Origin of the sequence: Geofilum rhodophaeum (assembly GCF_002210225.1) — a bacterium.
Classification (GTDB): domain Bacteria; phylum Bacteroidota; class Bacteroidia; order Bacteroidales; family Marinilabiliaceae; genus Geofilum; species Geofilum rhodophaeum.
The window spans coordinates 145,939-160,496 of record NZ_MWUJ01000005.1; the positions used below are offsets into that span (position 1 = coordinate 145,939).

A 14,558-nucleotide genomic window follows, 5' to 3' on the forward strand; every position below is an offset into this window, starting at 1 on the left:
CTGGAATTCTGGCAGCTATAGTATTTTACTTTTTCGAGAGAAAAAGGTGATTTCTTGTATCGGCTCAGGTCGAAATGGTTAAATTTTTATTTTGCAAATCATGAAAAGGTGGTTTTTATTGCTATTTACCTGCCTAATAGCTTGCAGGCAAGAAGAAAGGGTTTCTCTTAGTGAATTGAATCCGGATTTTGACATCTCTTTTGGTGAGGATTACCAGACTTCAGAAGACTTTGATCATAATCTTTTCTTTTCTGGTATGGAGATCGTTCCACTGGAAACCAATAGTGATGCAATTTTAGGTCGTCCCAGAAAGATGATTGTGCGCAATGGCCGGTATTATTTTCATAATACCCAGCAAAACTGTGTCGCCGGTTTTGACGAAACTGGAAAACAAGTTTATTCTACCAGACCCTTTATCGATATCTAATTTTATAATTTATGAAAAGCGTAACGAAATTAATTATTATGGTAATGCCAGTATTGTGCTTACTGTTGTTGTCCAATTGCTCCTTTTATAAAGGAGATGATACAACACCTTTGCACGACATTGGTCATAAGGTAATTAATCTTGAATCAAGGCAATTCAAAAATGATGCACTTAGACTCTCAACAATAGTGGATTCTGTTGAATATATTGTACTTGAAACAAGTCAGGATTGCATGATAAGAAAAATAGACAAAGTTGTCATTAGTGAAGATGGGAGCTTTCTATTTGTATTAGATAGGCGGTCTTCAAAGATTTTTGTTTTTAATCAGGATGGCATATTTCTCCATGCCATTGCAAACTTTGGGAGAGGCCCAGGAGAATTTTTAAGTATCTCTAATTTCTTCATTGATGATGATTTAGAACAGATAATTATATATGACATTAGTTCTGGAAGGGTTTTATCCTATGGATTTAATGGTGCGTTTAGAGAGCAGTTTTCTGTTTACCCAGACTTATATAGAGATCTTGCTTATACACCTAATCATTCTTTCTTATGTTATAACGTCAATGAAGATACTAACACGCGACAAGGACTTTGGGAAATTGATCAAAAAGGTGTTTTTAAAAAGCAATTTATCTTGACTCCAAACAGAATTTCATTGCATTTTTCTGAATCTGGTTTTTCAGATTACCAAGATGAAATTCATCTTTTATCGCGGCACGATAATAACATTTATGCTTATCGTGCCGATACAATGACGATTAAGTACTCGTTTGCCTTCCAGGATTATATATCCCTTGCGGATGTTAAAAGTAACGATGAAATGGATAAAGTCAACGTCAATGTCTTATTTTTTCGAGAAACAGACGACTGGCTCATTTATCGAGTTTGTATTAAGAAAGATGCCTCTTGTTATTATGGGTATTATTCCAAGGCAGCTGATGAAAATTTTATTTTTGATAGGAGGTATAATGATATTGATTTTTATGAAGGCGACAGATATTTTGATTTTAATGGATTCACAAATTCAATGGTTAGTGTGCTGTATGCTGATGTTATATTTAATGCTGTTGAGGAATATGAAAAATTTTCTCAGATGCATAAAGATAAAGTAATTCCAAATTTTGTATTCAATGTCGAAGAATTGGATAATCCTATTATTCGAATTGCTTATCTAAGGAATTCTATGCAGAAATAATGTCGATTGAATGGCGTGGATGTTATTGGTGCTGTAGGCGCAGCAGTCTTTTTTAAGACTTTGGTGTTTGGGGTTTATGCCATTCCCTCGGGATCGATGGAGCAGACGCTGTTGCCGGGTGACGTGGTATGGGTAAACAACCTTGCCTACGGCCCGCGTCTGCCGTCTTCGCCCTATGAGGTGTCCTGGCTAAATGTGTTGGTTTGGTTGTGGGAAGGAGAAGATGCCGATGCGGAACGTCGGTGGTGGCCGTACCGGCGCTTGAAAGGCTATGTGGCACCCAGACGGGGAGATGTTGTCGTATTTAATCATCCGAGAAAGGGCGAGGTTTTTATTAAAAGACTGGTTGCTTTGCCTGGCGATACTTTGCAGTTGGTGTCGGGGCGTTTAATGGTGAATGGTGAGGAGCAGTCCCTTGCTCCCGGTGTCCAGTTCTATTCCAGAGTCCGGCTTGCCGGCAAGGACGATTTGGCGCTTTTAAGGGACAGTCTTGGACTTAGATTGTGGGCAGGGAAGGAGCCTGGAGTGTACAATGGTTTGTTGACTGCTGATCAGATGAGTGGGTTGAGGAAGTTTAGTGGGGTGCTGGAGGCGGGGATCGATCCTGAGCGTCCGGACACGGCATGGACTGTGTATCCCAAACAGAGGGCGCTGGGTTGGACGCTGGACGATTTTGGGCCCCTGACCCTTCCTTATAAGGGTATGGAGATGAACCTGACGGAGACCAATTCATTGGTTTATGGTCGCCTTTTGTCCGAGGAGGGTGTGGACTTGCAGAAGGATGGGGGCAGAAATGTTCATACCTTTCTGAACGACTATTTTTTTGTGATGGGTGATAATTTTCACGATAGTGAGGATGGGCGTTATTTTGGACCCTTACGTGAGGATTTGTTGATCGGCAGGGCCTCGATGGTGCTGTTTTCAAAATCGCCCCGGGACGGGCACAGAATCTTCAAGGGCTTAAGATAGATGGGAAGGTTTTGGCTTGGGTACATTTAGTGGAACTGTTAAAAAACAGATAGCTTTAGGAGGGGAGTGTGGCTTTTTTTGTACTTTTGCACTTTAATTATTTTTTGAGAAAGCAGCAATGAAGCGCATTCAACTATTGGACAAGGAGTTTGGCCTCTCGATACCGGCCAGTGACATTAAAAGGGCGGTTTGGACAATGGCGGAGAAAATCAACCGCGATTTGAAGGACAAAAATCCGCTGATGGTTTGCATCCTGAACGGATCTTTCATGTTTTCGGCCGACCTGATGAAGCTCATCAGCTTTCCTTGTCAGATCAGTTTTGTGAAACTGGCTTCGTATGAGGGACTGGGGACTACCGGGAAGGTGAAGGAGCTGATCGGTTTTAATGAGGAGTTGAAGGGACGTACCGTTGTTTTGCTTGAGGACATTGTAGATACGGGTATTACCGTTGAAAACAGTGTGCGTCAGTTGAAGGAGACCGGGGCTGCCGAAGTTATTGTAGCCACGCTTCTGTTCAAGCCGGAGGCTTGTAAGCGGGATGTGAAGCTGGATTATGTGGGACTGGAAATTCCGAATGATTTCATTGTGGGCTACGGGCTCGACTACAACGGCTACGGCCGTAATCTGCCGGATATTTACAGTCTGGTACAGTAACTATTACTTTTTTTCTTCTGTTTTTTTTAAGAGCTTCCTGCAAGTGGGCGCCTAAGGCGACTTTTGTGTTTGGGTGCTTGATGCAAATTTGGTTTTATTGAGTTTAAACTATATATACCACAATGCTTAATGTTGTAATTTTTGGCCCTCCGGGGTCGGGTAAAGGTACGCAGAGCGAACAGATCATTGACTATTTTGGGTTGGGACACATTTCCACCGGAGATATTTTGCGTGCTGAAATTAAGGAAGGTACTGAGCTGGGCAAAATCGCGGCGTCTTTTATCGACCGTGGCGAGTTGGTGCCCGATGCTACCATCATTGGGATGTTGGAAAACAAGCTGAATGCTTTGAAGTCTTCTAAGGGGGTTATTTTTGATGGCTTTCCCAGAACGGTAGCACAAGCCGAGGCTTTAAAAGAAATGCTGGCCAAAAGAGGGGAAAGCATCGATGTAATGCTGAATCTGGAGGTGGAGCGCCAGGAGCTGATAGCCCGCTTGCTGAAGCGGGGAGAAACTTCGGGACGCAGCGACGACAATCTGGAGACCATTGAGAAGCGGATTGGCGTTTATGAAGCGCAAACTGCTCCTGTGATTGATTTTTACAAGTCTGAGGGCTCGTATCACGGCATTCGTGGCGTGGGTAGTGTGTCCGAGATTTTTGAGCGGATTAAGGAGGCCATCTCGGCCTGCGCGGCGTAGTTTATAGATTTTTTAATACTTATAGATTGGAAGGGGACACGGCACAAGTAGTTCCCTTTCAATCTTTTTTGCATAACTTTGCACCCGCCGGAGGGTGCCGGCTTCCCCGGAGGAGGCCTTTCATCTCCGGTCTTACTATTTGGAAAGAGGATTTATGGCAGGAGGTAATTTTGTTGACTACGTCAAGATTTTTTGTCGCTCGGGAAAAGGCGGACCCGGATCAACGCACATGCGTCGTGAGAAGTTTGTGCCCAAAGGGGGGCCCGATGGAGGCGATGGCGGACGTGGTGGTCACGTGATTGTGCGCGGTAATCAGAATTACTGGACCCTTATTCACCTCAAATACCAAAGGCATATTTTTGCCGGGCATGGCGCTTCGGGCAGTCGCCAGCGTTCGTCCGGTGTAAGTGGGGAGGACAAGTATATAGAGGTGCCTTTGGGCACTGTGGTGAAGGATGCCGAAACCGGAGAGGTTTTGTTCGAAATCACCGAAAATGGTGAGGAGCAGGTATTGGCTCGTGGTGGTCGGGGTGGACTCGGGAACTGGCACTTTAGAACTTCTACGCACCAAACGCCCCGTTTTGCACAACCGGGTGAACCCTCGGTTGAGTTGGCAGCCATTATGGAACTCAAAGTGCTGGCCGATGTGGGCCTGGTGGGTTTCCCCAACGCGGGTAAATCGACCTTATTGGCTGCAGTAAGTGCGGCCAAACCCGAAATTGCCGATTATCCCTTTACTACCCTTGTCCCCAATCTGGGGATTGTGGAGTACCGTGACTTCAAGTCTTTTGTGATGGCCGATATTCCCGGAATCATTGAGGGTGCCCACGAAGGGCGCGGCATTGGTCACCGCTTTTTGCGCCACATTGAGCGCAATTCGGTTTTGTTGTTTATGATTCCTTCGGACAGTAAAAGCATTAGGGAAGAATATGGCGTTTTGCTTAATGAGTTGGAGCAGTACAATCCGGAGTTGCTCGACAAAAAGCGCTTGCTGGCCATTACCAAGTCCGACTTTATTGATGCGCAGTTGCAGCAGGAGCTTGAAGAAGAGTTGCCGGAGCTGCCGCATGTTTTCATTTCTGCTGTAACCGGTACGGGCATTTCTGAGCTCAAAGATATGCTTTGGTCGGCCTTGGAATCCTCCATTCTGGAAAGATAACATTAGGGAAAGATTGTTTTTGGGGGATTGCTTATATTTGTTGGCAGTGAATCTGCAAAAACCAAAGCATGAACGCAAAACCGGCCAAACGTCCGCTTAAGGCGGTGGTGATTTCCGATGCACACTTGGGGACTTACGGGAGTAAGGCTGCGGACTTGCATGCCTATTTGCGGACCATTCGTCCCGAAACGCTGGTGCTTAACGGCGACTTTATCGATGCCTGGCGTTTTTCTGCCCGGTATTTTCCGCCCGAGCACCTTAAAGTGGTTCGTTATCTCTTTAAGATGGCCGAGGAGGGAACACGCCTGGTCTATATCCCGGGAAACCACGATGAGGTGGCCCGGCGCTTTGCCGGTATTGATTTTGGTTTGCTCAAGGTGGCGAATAAACTGGTATTGTCGCTCGATAATACTACGACCTGGATTTTTCATGGCGATGTGTTTGATGTGGTTATGCACCATTCCCGTTGGATGGCTAAGCTGGGCTCGGTGGGCTTTGGCTTTTTAATTGCCCTCAATCGTTTTGTAAATGCCTTTTTGGTGTTTTTTGGCGGCAAGAAGATTTCACTGGCTGCCCGCATCAAGGATATGGTGAAAGGGGGTAAGAAGGAGGCGGTGACGCAGTTTGAGGCGACTGTAGCGCGACTGGCCATTCGTAAAGGCTATCATTACGTGATTTGCGGGCACATTCACCGACCAGTAAAAAAACGCATTATGAATCAGGCGGGGGTAACCACCTATTTGAATTCGGGCGACTGGGTGGAAAACAATACGGCTTTGGAGTATGAGGAGGGGGACTGGCATTTGCGCTACTGGAAGGGGGATGGTACTCATTTGACGGAGGAGACGGCTGTGGAAGAGATTCTTTCGGAAACCGCTGAGGAGGTGTTTGTAAGGGCCTTTAGAGAGGTGCTCAAAAGTTGAGGCACAACTTTTGTTGCCCTGACTTGTTTGTCTCACATACCATTAAAAGGAAGAACAATGGAATTTAGTGAAGATATTTGGAACGAGACAGAATTACGGGTAAGTAAGCATTTTAAAGTTACTGCCGATTTTGATTTTATGCTTTTTGTCATAGGTATTCAGGAGTTGGGAACCGGGATGACGGAATATACCCGGGATGAAAAGTGGGACATCATTAATCTGGGGAAGTGTCGCCTGCTGGAGCGCCTGGGCTATCTTCAGCAGAGTGGCAAGGACCGGGAAGGATGGCCCGAATTTGAGGTCATAAAAAACGTGCGCAGTCTGAGTCCCAACCTGCAAAAACGTTTGTTGAAGCAGGAAATGGTGCTTTATTTTGATGAGGTTTTGGAACCTATTCAACAATAGGCCTGATTTAATAATTGAGTAAGCTGTTATGAAACGAACTTCTTTTTTTCTGGCTGTATTGGCCTTGAGTCAGCTTTTTGTGTTTTGTGGGGCCAAGCAAACGCTGGTCGAAATCACCACCGACTATGGGGTGATGGAGGTAAGGCTTTACGATGAAACGCCTTTGCATCGCGATAATTTTATTAAGCTGGTGGAAGAAGGCTTTTTTGACGACCTTTTATTTCACAGGGTGATTCCTGAGTTTATGATTCAGGGCGGTGATCCGGATTCGAGGGGCGCCGATTCGGCGGCTATGCTGGGAGCTGGGGGACCGGATTACCAGTTGGATGCGGAGATTTTATATCCGCAGTTTTTTCACAAAAAAGGGGTGCTTTCGGCTGCTCGTCAGGGCGACCAGGTAAATCCGGAGAAGAAATCGTCCGGTTCCCAGTTTTACATTGTGCAGGGTAAGGTCTTTGAAGAAGGGGAATTGACTCAGTTGGAACAGATGCATACGGAGCGAAAGAAGCAGCAGATTTTCATGAAGTATGCCGAGCCACACCGGGCTACTCTGATGGGATTTCAACAGGCAGGCGATCGTGCCGGCTGGGAGGCCCTGATGGCGGAGATTCAAGAGGAAGCGGCCCCTGAATTGGAGGCGATGACCCCTTTTGTGCTGCCGGAGGAACACAAAGCGGTTTACACGACCCTGGGCGGTGCGCCCCACCTTGATGGGGAGTACACGGTGTTTGGCGAGGTGGTGAAGGGCCTGGAGGTCATCGACAGCATTGCTTCGGTGGCGACCAACCGGATGGATCGTCCGGTGGAGGATGTGAAAATGCAGATGAGACTTATAAAAAGGTAGTTGGGGATGATGCGAATGATGGTCAAGAGTCTTTTGGGTATTTTTTTTGCTTGGTTTTTGTTGGGTCAGGGCCTTGAGGCACAGGAGGTGACCGTGCGCATAAAAACCAACATGGGCACCATGCGGGTGAAGTTGTACAACGAAACGCCCCAGCATCGGGATGAGTTCATTAAATTGGTGGATGCCGGTCACTTTAACGGGACTTTGTTTTATCGGGTCATTGAGCATTTTGTCATTCAGGGTGGTTCTTCCGATTCGCGCAACGCGCCCCCGGGCAAGCACATTGGCTACGGAACGGCCCAAAACATCAGTTCTGAGTTTTCATCGGATCTTTTTCATAAGAAAGGGGCGCTTTGCGCCCCCAGGCAGCCTGAGGCCATCAATCATTTCAGGATGTCGGACATTTCGCAGTTTTATATTGTGCACGGAAGGGTTTATACGCATGAAGAGTTGGATGTTCTGGAGAAGCGGGTGAATAATCCCATTTTGCGAGAGCTGCGTGAATTGTATTATGTGCCCCATAAGCCGGAGCTGGATCGCTTGCGGGAGGAGGATCCACATGCTTTCAACGCCTTGATTCGCGAAATCCGCGCCAAGATTGATTTTGAGTTCAGCGTGTCCGACCACCTGAAGTTCACCGAGGCCCAACGCGAAGCTTATACCACTGTTGGCGGTTTGCCCGATTTGGACGGGGATTATACGGTATTTGGCGAGGTGGTAGAAGGGAAGGATGTGCTTAATCGCATTGCGGCCCTGCCTACCGATAAGAACGATCGTCCCCTCAGCGACGTTAAAATTACTATAGAATAAGACTCTTTGGCTTATGTCTGAAGTGATTGGAAAAGTGTCTTTGTTGTTGCTCTTGGTGCTGCTGACCTCATGTGGCGGCCGGTCGGCCGGTCCCAATGAGGCGGATACGCCTTCCGTGCGTGGGTCTTATTCCGAAAATGTATTGGGGATGGCGGAGTTGCTGCTCTCCGATCATTACACCCGTTCGCTGGGGAGGACTTACGGGTTTTATGTGGCTCCGGATTTGGTGGTGGCCAATCTGAGTGCGGTTAAGGGGGCTTACCGGATTCGGCTGACTGCCCTGGAGACTACGCAGACTTACCCCGTGCAGGGTTATACGGCCTACGATCTTGATAGGGACCTGGTCCTATTGAAAGTAGGGCGCAGCAACAAGAATTTTCTGAAAATTTTATCGCCCGATGCGCAGTCGGACACCTTGTACACCCTGCTTCGGCCGGAGGGCCGTTTGCAGGTCAGGAAGGTGCCCATGGGACCCGCTTTGGCTGAGGACAGTTTGGGTGTATATCCCTTGGCGGCTGCCTTAGCGCCCGGGAAGCCTGCTTTTTTTGAGGACCATGCCCTGGCCGGAATCGTTCAGGAAGGCGAGGAAGGTCCCCGGGTGCTTAAGGCCCGATGGATAGCTGAATTGATGAAGCAGCAGCAAGGGGTGCAGGCGCCGATTGACCTGAGCGCTAAGAGCAACAAAGTGTATCCTTCGCATGAGCGGATTGCGGCTTATCGCATGGTGACCAATATGGGCAATATTGTTTTTCGCCTGTACGACGAAACCCCGGAGTATCGCGATAATTTTATTCGTCTGGTGAGCGATCAGTTTTACGACAGTCTGACCGTTCACCGGGTGCTGCGCGGGTTTTTAATACAGACCGGGGCGGCCGACACCCGCGACGCCGGGCCCGATGAGGTGGTCGGTTGGCAGGGACCGGGTTATACTCTGCCGATGAAGGTGGTGCCGGGCATTTTCCACAAGCGGGGTGCTTTGGCGGCCTCCAAATTGCCCGATGCCAAGAATCCCAGAGACGAATCGGATGGCTCTCAGTTTTATATTGTGGCCGGAAGGGTTTTTCTGGACCGTGAATTGGATGAATTGGAAGCGCAAAAAGGGAGGAAGTTCAGTGCGCGACAGCGCGAGGTTTATCGTACGGTGGGTGGTGCACCCCATCTTGATTGGGATTACACGGTTTTTGGGGAGGTGTTGGAAGGCATGGAGCTGGTCGACCGGATTTCGATGCTGGAGACCTATCAGACCGACCGTCCGGTAAAGGATGTGCGGGTTTTGCGGATGGAATTCATTTACCGCGATTGACTTTTTCGGGTGCTGCGCAGTGCTGTTTCAGCTGGGACTTAGAGCGCTTTTAGTTGGGCGGAGCTTTTGAGTACTTCCCTGATGGAGGAATAGGTTTTCGGCAGGTAATGTTTTACTTCCTCTGGTTTTACCCAGAACACCTGCTCGATATTTTCTTCGCTCTGCGGTTGGGGCAAGTCACTGCCCCGGTACTCCATTTCGAACCAGCGGGTTTCTTTTAAAATGAAATCTTCGCCCAGTCGATAGGTGTGGAAGGTGGTGCAAAGCGGGTGAAGCAGCATGACCTTTAAGGCACATTCTTCTTCTACTTCGCGTAAGGCGGCCGTTTCAAAGCTTTCTCCCTGCTCTACCTTGCCTTTGGGCAAATCAAAATGCCCCAGTCGATGCATCCCCAGGAAGGCACCGGTTTCGGCATGCCAGATCAGGCCACCTGCCGCCGGTAAACAACGGAAAAGCGCTTTCACCTTGGTCAACAGTTCGTTCAAATGATGATGGTAGATGTAGGCCCGGACTTGTTGGCTGTTGGCCGAAAAATCCATAATGAAATTGCGGAGCTCGCCCTGATTGGCGTATTTCAGTATGCTGCCCACCCCCTGGCTCAAGTCGCGTTCGATATTGGCTGTTAATACCAGCACCCGGTCCTTAAAAAAGATTTTATACATTTGCAGGAATAATCTTTTAGGATAAGTAAACTTTGTATCGCGCTATGAATATTCAAGAAACCGTTGCTGCGCAATTGTTGCAAATTAAGGCAATAAAATTGCAACCCGCAAACCCTTTTACCTGGGCCTCTGGCTGGAAATCGCCCATCTATTGCGACAATAGAAAGACCCTCTCGTTTCCGGAGGTGCGTGATTATATAAAGACTTGTTTTGCCGGGCAAATCAGGGAACGTTACCCCGATGTGGATGTGGTGGCCGGCGTGGCTACCGGAGCCATTGCACAGGGTGCTTTGGTGGCCGATGTGCTTAATAAGCCTTTTATTTACATCCGCTCAGCTGCTAAGGGGCACGGGTTGGAGAATCTGGTCGAAGGGGTGTTGGAACCGGGACAAAAAGTGGTCATTATTGAAGACCTGATATCTACCGGTGGCAGCAGTCTCAAAGCGGCCGAAGCCGTGCGTGCACAGGGTGGCGAGGTCTTGGGTATGCTGGCCATTTTTTCCTATGGTTTTGCCACTGCAGAGCAAAATTTTGAGCAGGCAGGCATCGCCTTGTTCACGCTGAGTGACTATGAAACGCTGTTGAAAGTGGCGGTGGCCGAGGGAGCGGTTTCGGCAGATGAACTCGAAACGCTGGCTCAATGGCGTAAGGCCCCGGGCAGTTGGGGGGTGTGAGACGAACTGCTTTAGACTAAGTATTTACTGTAAAGACCCTGGAAGGGAATGACAACATTTGAAGGTCCGGTTAAAGCGATGCCCCAGCCGGCGGGCGTTGTTTTTGATTTTTTGTCCAATTTTAATCATTTTGAAGCTTTATTGCCTCCCCAATACATCAAGGACTGGGAAAGCGACGGCGATGCCTGTCGCTTTAGTGTGGAGGGTGTAGGGGAAATCGGTCTGCGAATTGTGGACCGGGAACCCGATAAGACCATAAAGTTTGCAGCCGACGGCAAAACACCCTTTCTTTTTCATTTGTGGGTGCAGCTTAAAGAACTGGCTCCGGGCGACACGCGGGTAAAGCTGACCATTAAAGCGGAGCTTAACCCCATGTTGAAAATGATGGTGAGTCCGGCGATCAGCAAATTTCTGGACGTGGTGACGTCCGCCATCGCGAATTACGACTACCCGCCTTTGGATGCGCCGTCCGCCTCCCTGGACGAATCTTTTTAGGGCAAAAAGCTGACTTCTTTGAATGCGTAGCGGCGGGCACGCCCGCCGCTGTCGCGCAGCAACAGATGTCCATCGGGCTCTATTCCCTCAAAAGTAGCCTCAAAAGAACCCTGCGCATCGGCATAGCGGTGCCAGCCGTCCCGGCGATACAGGTAGAGCAGGTATTCGTCTGCCAATTTGTCGCTGTTTCCGCTTTCCAACCAATCTACATAGCGGATTGTCAGGGCTCTTAAAAACTGTCCCAGGACCTTCTTGCGACTGTGTTGAAGTCCGGTAAGCTGGCTGAGCGAGATGGGGTTTGGGGCTCCTGAGGTGAAGTGTATTTGGTTGAGGTTGAGGCCTATGCCTATTATGGACTGGTCGATACTGTTGCCTTTCAAACTGTTTTCGATGAGGATACCCCCCAGCTTTTTATCTCCGGCATAAATGTCGTTGGGCCACTTAATGGCAATGTTTTTGCTGAAAGGATGCAGTACATCCATCAAGGCCAGGGTAACCAGTTGGGTGATGCGAAATTGTTGGCTTGCCGGCAAAAAATCGGGCCGAAGTAAGAGGGAAAAGGTGAGGTTTTTTCCTTCTTCGCTCTCCCAGCTGTTGCCCATTTGGCCACGTCCGGCCGTTTGTTTGTCGCACCACACTACCGTAAACTCAGGCAGCTCTTCTTGGGTCTGCATGTCGCGTAAACGGGCATTGGTGGAGTCGACTGCTTTGAAATGATGAATCTGAAAAAGTTCGTTGTTTTTCATAGAATGTAAGGGCATACAGCAGGGACCATTCGCATTTGAAATAGGCCTTTATGTGCTTTTTAAGTATTATCTTTGGACAAAATTATAATTTATAGTCAGCAAAACCACAACGAATGACAGATAAGCAGCAGGCAAAAGCAACAAAAGCGTTGGTAAATGCCGTAGTAGAAGGAATTCAGGAAAAGAAGGGAAAGAACATCACGGTGCTGGATATGACCGGTATTGAGAACACTATCACCAGTTATTTTGTTATATGTGACGGGGACAGTAATGTGCATGTGGATACCATCGCCGACTCGGTGGAGGATTATGTGCGGAAAAAGCTGGAAGATAAGCCCCTGCATGTAGAGGGAAAAAGCAATGCCGAGTGGGTGTTGATTGACTATATGGATGTGGTGGTACACGTTTTTCAGCGACCGATAAGGTCGTTTTATAACCTGGAAGGTCTTTGGGCAGATGCCGGAAGAAAAGACCTGGCCGATTTGTTTTAGAAGAAATTTAATTGTTTGCACAGCATGGCAGAAAACAAAAAAAATATGGACGGACAGAAGGGCGATAAGCCCGGTGGCCCTAAAATGCCGCCATTTAACGCCTATTGGATATACGGCATCATTTTGGTGTCGCTGGTGGCCATTAGTCTGTTTAATGTAGGACAGAGTCCCCAAACGGTTCCCTGGAGCGTTTTTGAGGATAAAATTTTGCCGGGGGGCGACATCACCCGTGTGGTGGTGGTAACCAACGAAGGCAAGGCCGAGATTACGCTCAAGGAAGAAGCGCTGGATCGCTATGCCGACCTCTTAAAGGATCAGAGTAGTTTGCCACGTACCGGACCCCATTTTGAGGTGCGGATCCCTACGCTGGATAAACTGGAGGAAGCCCGCCAGAAGGCCGAAGAGGATGGAAGTACGAAGATTCCCATTGAGTATGAGGAGCGCACGAACTTGTTTCGTGACTTTTTTATGATGATGTGGCCCATCCTGCTTATTGTGGCCATTTGGATTTTTATGTTCAGAAGGATGAGCTCCCAGGGTGGTGCCGGGGGCGGTGGCAATATCTTTAATGTGGGCAAATCCAAGGCCCGTATGTTCGATAAGGAAACAGGCATTAAAGTGAACTTTGACGATGTGGCGGGTTTGGTAGAAGCGAAAACCGAACTTGAAGAGATTGTGGAGTTTTTAAGAAAGCCGGAGAAGTTTACCGAACTGGGGGGCAAAATACCCAAGGGGGCTTTGCTGGTTGGCCCTCCCGGAACAGGAAAAACCTTGTTGGCTAAGGCCGTGGCCGGAGAGGCCAATGTGCCTTTTTTTAGCATGTCGGGTTCCGATTTTGTAGAAATGTTTGTAGGGGTAGGCGCCTCCAGAGTCCGCGACTTGTTTAAAAAGGCCAAGGAGAAGGCGCCTTGCATTGTGTTTATCGACGAGATTGATGCCATTGGTCGCGCCCGCGGAAAGAATGTAAATTTCAGTGGCAACGACGAAAGGGAAAACACCCTGAACCAATTGCTGACCGAGATGGATGGTTTTGCCACCAACAGTGGTGTAATTATTCTGGCTGCCACCAACCGGGCAGATATCCTGGATCGGGCTTTGATGCGCGCAGGTCGTTTTGATCGACAAATTAGTGTGGAACTGCCCGATTTGAATGAGCGTAAAGCCATTTTTGAAGTACACCTGCGTCCTTTACGACTGGGTGAAGATGTGAAGTCGGAGTTTTTGGCCCGGCAAACACCTGGCTTTTCAGGGGCCGATATCGCCAATGTATGTAACGAGTCCGCCCTTATTGCCGCCCGGAAGACTAAGAAGGTGGTCGAGAAGGAAGATTTCCTGGATGCGGTGGATCGTATTGTGGGGGGACTGGAGAAGAAGAATAAAATCATTTCGAAGGATGAGAAGCGTGCTGTAGCCTTTCACGAGGCGGGCCACGCAGCCATCAGCTGGCTGTTGGAGCATGCTCATCCCCTGGTTAAAGTAACCATCGTGCCCCGGGGGAAAGCCCTGGGTGCCGCCTGGTATTTGCCCGAAGAGCGGTCGCTCAATACCTATGAGCAAATGTTGGATGAGATGTGCTCCACCTTGGGCGGCAGGGCCGCGGAGGATCTGGTTTTTGGTCGCATAAGCACCGGTGCACTGAACGACCTGGAAAAGGTGACCCGACAGGCCTATGCCATGGTTTCTTATTTTGGCATGAGTCCCAAAATTGGTAACCTGAGTTATTTTGACTCTACCGGCCAAAATGATTATGCCTTTAGTAAGCCCTATAGTGAACGCACCGCCCAGTTGATTGATGAGGAGGTGTCGCGCATTGTGGAAGACCAGTACGAAAGAGCCAAGCAAATTTTAAGGGACAACGCCCAAAAGCATACCCAATTGGCCGAGTTGTTGTTGGAGCGTGAGGTTATTTTCAGTGAAGATCTGGAGCAGATTTTTGGAAAACGTATGCCGGCAGGACACGTTATTCAGGAAGGGCCTGCGGATCCCAAGGGCGAGGCAGATGCTGCTTCGCCTGGAGAGGATGTAAAATAGAACTTTTTTTATTAAATTCTTTGTGTTAATTTTGCCGGCTGAATTTGGCTCATTACCTTAGGGTGGA

17 protein-coding genes are annotated in these 14,558 nt (G+C 48.4%); 15 read left to right on the plus strand and 2 right to left on the minus strand.

Going from position 1 to position 14,558, the window contains the following annotated elements:
• Nucleotides 1-100 precede the first annotated feature (100 nt).
• From B4W65_RS06870 to B4W65_RS06920, 11 genes are all read left to right on the plus strand, one after another.
• The gene (locus tag B4W65_RS06870; protein WP_240509509.1) at nt 101-427 is read left to right on the plus strand and encodes a 6-bladed beta-propeller; all 327 of its coding nucleotides are present in this window, start codon (nt 101-103) and stop codon (nt 425-427) included.
• 11 nt (nt 428-438) lie between these two features.
• The gene (locus B4W65_RS06875; RefSeq protein ID WP_088654396.1) at nt 439-1,626 is read left to right on the plus strand and encodes a 6-bladed beta-propeller; all 1,188 of its coding nucleotides are present in this window, start codon (nt 439-441) and stop codon (nt 1,624-1,626) included.
• 15 nt (nt 1,627-1,641) lie between these two features.
• The gene (gene lepB / locus B4W65_RS06880) at nt 1,642-2,595 is read left to right on the plus strand and encodes a signal peptidase I (RefSeq protein ID WP_240509510.1); all 954 of its coding nucleotides are present in this window, start codon (nt 1,642-1,644) and stop codon (nt 2,593-2,595) included.
• A 118-nt stretch (nt 2,596-2,713) separates the two neighbouring features.
• Nucleotides 2,714-3,250, plus strand: coding sequence for a hypoxanthine phosphoribosyltransferase (gene hpt / locus B4W65_RS06885; RefSeq protein ID WP_088654398.1), 537 nt, complete (start codon nt 2,714-2,716; stop codon nt 3,248-3,250).
• A 122-nt stretch (nt 3,251-3,372) separates the two neighbouring features.
• Nucleotides 3,373-3,948, plus strand: a complete 576-nt coding sequence (locus B4W65_RS06890; protein WP_088654399.1) for an adenylate kinase — start codon at nt 3,373-3,375, stop codon at nt 3,946-3,948.
• A 154-nt stretch (nt 3,949-4,102) separates the two neighbouring features.
• Nucleotides 4,103-5,107 (plus strand): GTPase ObgE, encoded by a 1,005-nt coding sequence (gene obgE / locus B4W65_RS06895; protein WP_088654400.1) that lies wholly within the window; start codon nt 4,103-4,105, stop codon nt 5,105-5,107.
• A gap of 68 nt (nt 5,108-5,175) precedes the next feature.
• Nucleotides 5,176-6,030 (plus strand): UDP-2,3-diacylglucosamine diphosphatase, encoded by an 855-nt coding sequence (locus tag B4W65_RS06900; protein ID WP_088654401.1) that lies wholly within the window; start codon nt 5,176-5,178, stop codon nt 6,028-6,030.
• Between the two features lie 57 nt (nt 6,031-6,087).
• Nucleotides 6,088-6,435, plus strand: a complete 348-nt coding sequence (locus tag B4W65_RS06905) for a hypothetical protein (protein ID WP_088654402.1) — start codon at nt 6,088-6,090, stop codon at nt 6,433-6,435.
• Between the two features lie 28 nt (nt 6,436-6,463).
• On the plus strand, nt 6,464-7,279 hold the full coding sequence (locus tag B4W65_RS06910; RefSeq protein WP_088654403.1) for a peptidylprolyl isomerase: 816 nt from the start codon (nt 6,464-6,466) through the stop codon (nt 7,277-7,279).
• Between the two features lie 6 nt (nt 7,280-7,285).
• Nucleotides 7,286-8,089, plus strand: a complete 804-nt coding sequence (locus tag B4W65_RS06915; RefSeq protein WP_240509502.1) for a peptidylprolyl isomerase — start codon at nt 7,286-7,288, stop codon at nt 8,087-8,089.
• A 13-nt stretch (nt 8,090-8,102) separates the two neighbouring features.
• Nucleotides 8,103-9,392 carry a peptidylprolyl isomerase gene (locus B4W65_RS06920; RefSeq protein ID WP_088654404.1) on the plus strand — a complete coding sequence of 430 codons (1,290 nt, stop codon included), beginning with the start codon at nt 8,103-8,105 and terminating at the stop codon, nt 9,390-9,392.
• A gap of 38 nt (nt 9,393-9,430) precedes the next feature.
• Here B4W65_RS06920 and B4W65_RS06925 read toward each other — a convergent pair whose 3' ends face one another.
• The gene (locus tag B4W65_RS06925) at nt 9,431-10,054 is read right to left on the minus strand and encodes an NUDIX hydrolase (RefSeq protein WP_088654405.1); all 624 of its coding nucleotides are present in this window, start codon (nt 10,052-10,054) and stop codon (nt 9,431-9,433) included.
• A gap of 44 nt (nt 10,055-10,098) precedes the next feature.
• Between B4W65_RS06925 and pyrE the strand changes: the two genes are divergently transcribed.
• A complete protein-coding gene (gene pyrE, locus B4W65_RS06930) occupies nt 10,099-10,728 on the plus strand; it encodes an orotate phosphoribosyltransferase (RefSeq protein ID WP_088654406.1) in 630 nt (209 codons plus the stop codon).
• 48 nt (nt 10,729-10,776) lie between these two features.
• The gene (locus B4W65_RS06935) at nt 10,777-11,223 is read left to right on the plus strand and encodes an SRPBCC family protein (RefSeq protein ID WP_088654407.1); all 447 of its coding nucleotides are present in this window, start codon (nt 10,777-10,779) and stop codon (nt 11,221-11,223) included.
• Here the strand turns inward: B4W65_RS06935 and B4W65_RS06940 are convergent.
• A complete protein-coding gene (locus B4W65_RS06940; protein ID WP_088654408.1) occupies nt 11,220-11,969 on the minus strand; it encodes a biotin--[acetyl-CoA-carboxylase] ligase in 750 nt (249 codons plus the stop codon). The two genes, B4W65_RS06935 and B4W65_RS06940, sit on opposite strands and share 4 nt — an antisense overlap.
• Nucleotides 11,970-12,082: 113 nt before the next feature.
• Between B4W65_RS06940 and rsfS the strand changes: the two genes are divergently transcribed.
• Together rsfS and ftsH are read left to right on the plus strand one after the other, a co-directional pair.
• Nucleotides 12,083-12,460, plus strand: a complete 378-nt coding sequence (gene rsfS / locus B4W65_RS06945) for a ribosome silencing factor (protein WP_088654409.1) — start codon at nt 12,083-12,085, stop codon at nt 12,458-12,460.
• A 24-nt stretch (nt 12,461-12,484) separates the two neighbouring features.
• Entirely contained in the window at nt 12,485-14,491 is a 2,007-nt protein-coding gene (gene ftsH / locus B4W65_RS06950; protein WP_088654410.1) for an ATP-dependent zinc metalloprotease FtsH, read from the plus strand.
• The last annotated feature ends 67 nt before the right edge of the window (nt 14,492-14,558 follow it).

Bases quoted from the DNA above. Each gene is read 5' to 3' on its own strand.
- B4W65_RS06870 (WP_240509509.1), top strand. From the start codon at position 101: ATGAAAAGGTGGTTTTTATTGCTATTTACCTGCCTAATAGCTTGCAGG.
- B4W65_RS06875 (WP_088654396.1), top strand. From the start codon at position 439: ATGAAAAGCGTAACGAAATTAATTATTATGGTAATGCCAGTATTGTGC.
- hpt (WP_088654398.1), top strand. From the start codon at position 2,714: ATGAAGCGCATTCAACTATTGGACAAGGAGTTTGGCCTCTCGATACCG.
- B4W65_RS06890 (WP_088654399.1), top strand. From the start codon at position 3,373: ATGCTTAATGTTGTAATTTTTGGCCCTCCGGGGTCGGGTAAAGGTACG.
- obgE (WP_088654400.1), top strand. From the start codon at position 4,103: ATGGCAGGAGGTAATTTTGTTGACTACGTCAAGATTTTTTGTCGCTCG.
- B4W65_RS06900 (WP_088654401.1), top strand. From the start codon at position 5,176: ATGAACGCAAAACCGGCCAAACGTCCGCTTAAGGCGGTGGTGATTTCC.
- B4W65_RS06905 (WP_088654402.1), top strand. From the start codon at position 6,088: ATGGAATTTAGTGAAGATATTTGGAACGAGACAGAATTACGGGTAAGT.
- B4W65_RS06910 (WP_088654403.1), top strand. From the start codon at position 6,464: ATGAAACGAACTTCTTTTTTTCTGGCTGTATTGGCCTTGAGTCAGCTT.
- B4W65_RS06915 (WP_240509502.1), top strand. From the start codon at position 7,286: ATGATGCGAATGATGGTCAAGAGTCTTTTGGGTATTTTTTTTGCTTGG.
- B4W65_RS06920 (WP_088654404.1), top strand. From the start codon at position 8,103: ATGTCTGAAGTGATTGGAAAAGTGTCTTTGTTGTTGCTCTTGGTGCTG.
- B4W65_RS06925 (WP_088654405.1), bottom strand. From the start codon at position 10,054: ATGTATAAAATCTTTTTTAAGGACCGGGTGCTGGTATTAACAGCCAAT.
- pyrE (WP_088654406.1), top strand. From the start codon at position 10,099: ATGAATATTCAAGAAACCGTTGCTGCGCAATTGTTGCAAATTAAGGCA.
- B4W65_RS06935 (WP_088654407.1), top strand. From the start codon at position 10,777: ATGACAACATTTGAAGGTCCGGTTAAAGCGATGCCCCAGCCGGCGGGC.
- B4W65_RS06940 (WP_088654408.1), bottom strand. From the start codon at position 11,969: ATGAAAAACAACGAACTTTTTCAGATTCATCATTTCAAAGCAGTCGAC.
- rsfS (WP_088654409.1), top strand. From the start codon at position 12,083: ATGACAGATAAGCAGCAGGCAAAAGCAACAAAAGCGTTGGTAAATGCC.
- ftsH (WP_088654410.1), top strand. From the start codon at position 12,485: ATGGCAGAAAACAAAAAAAATATGGACGGACAGAAGGGCGATAAGCCC.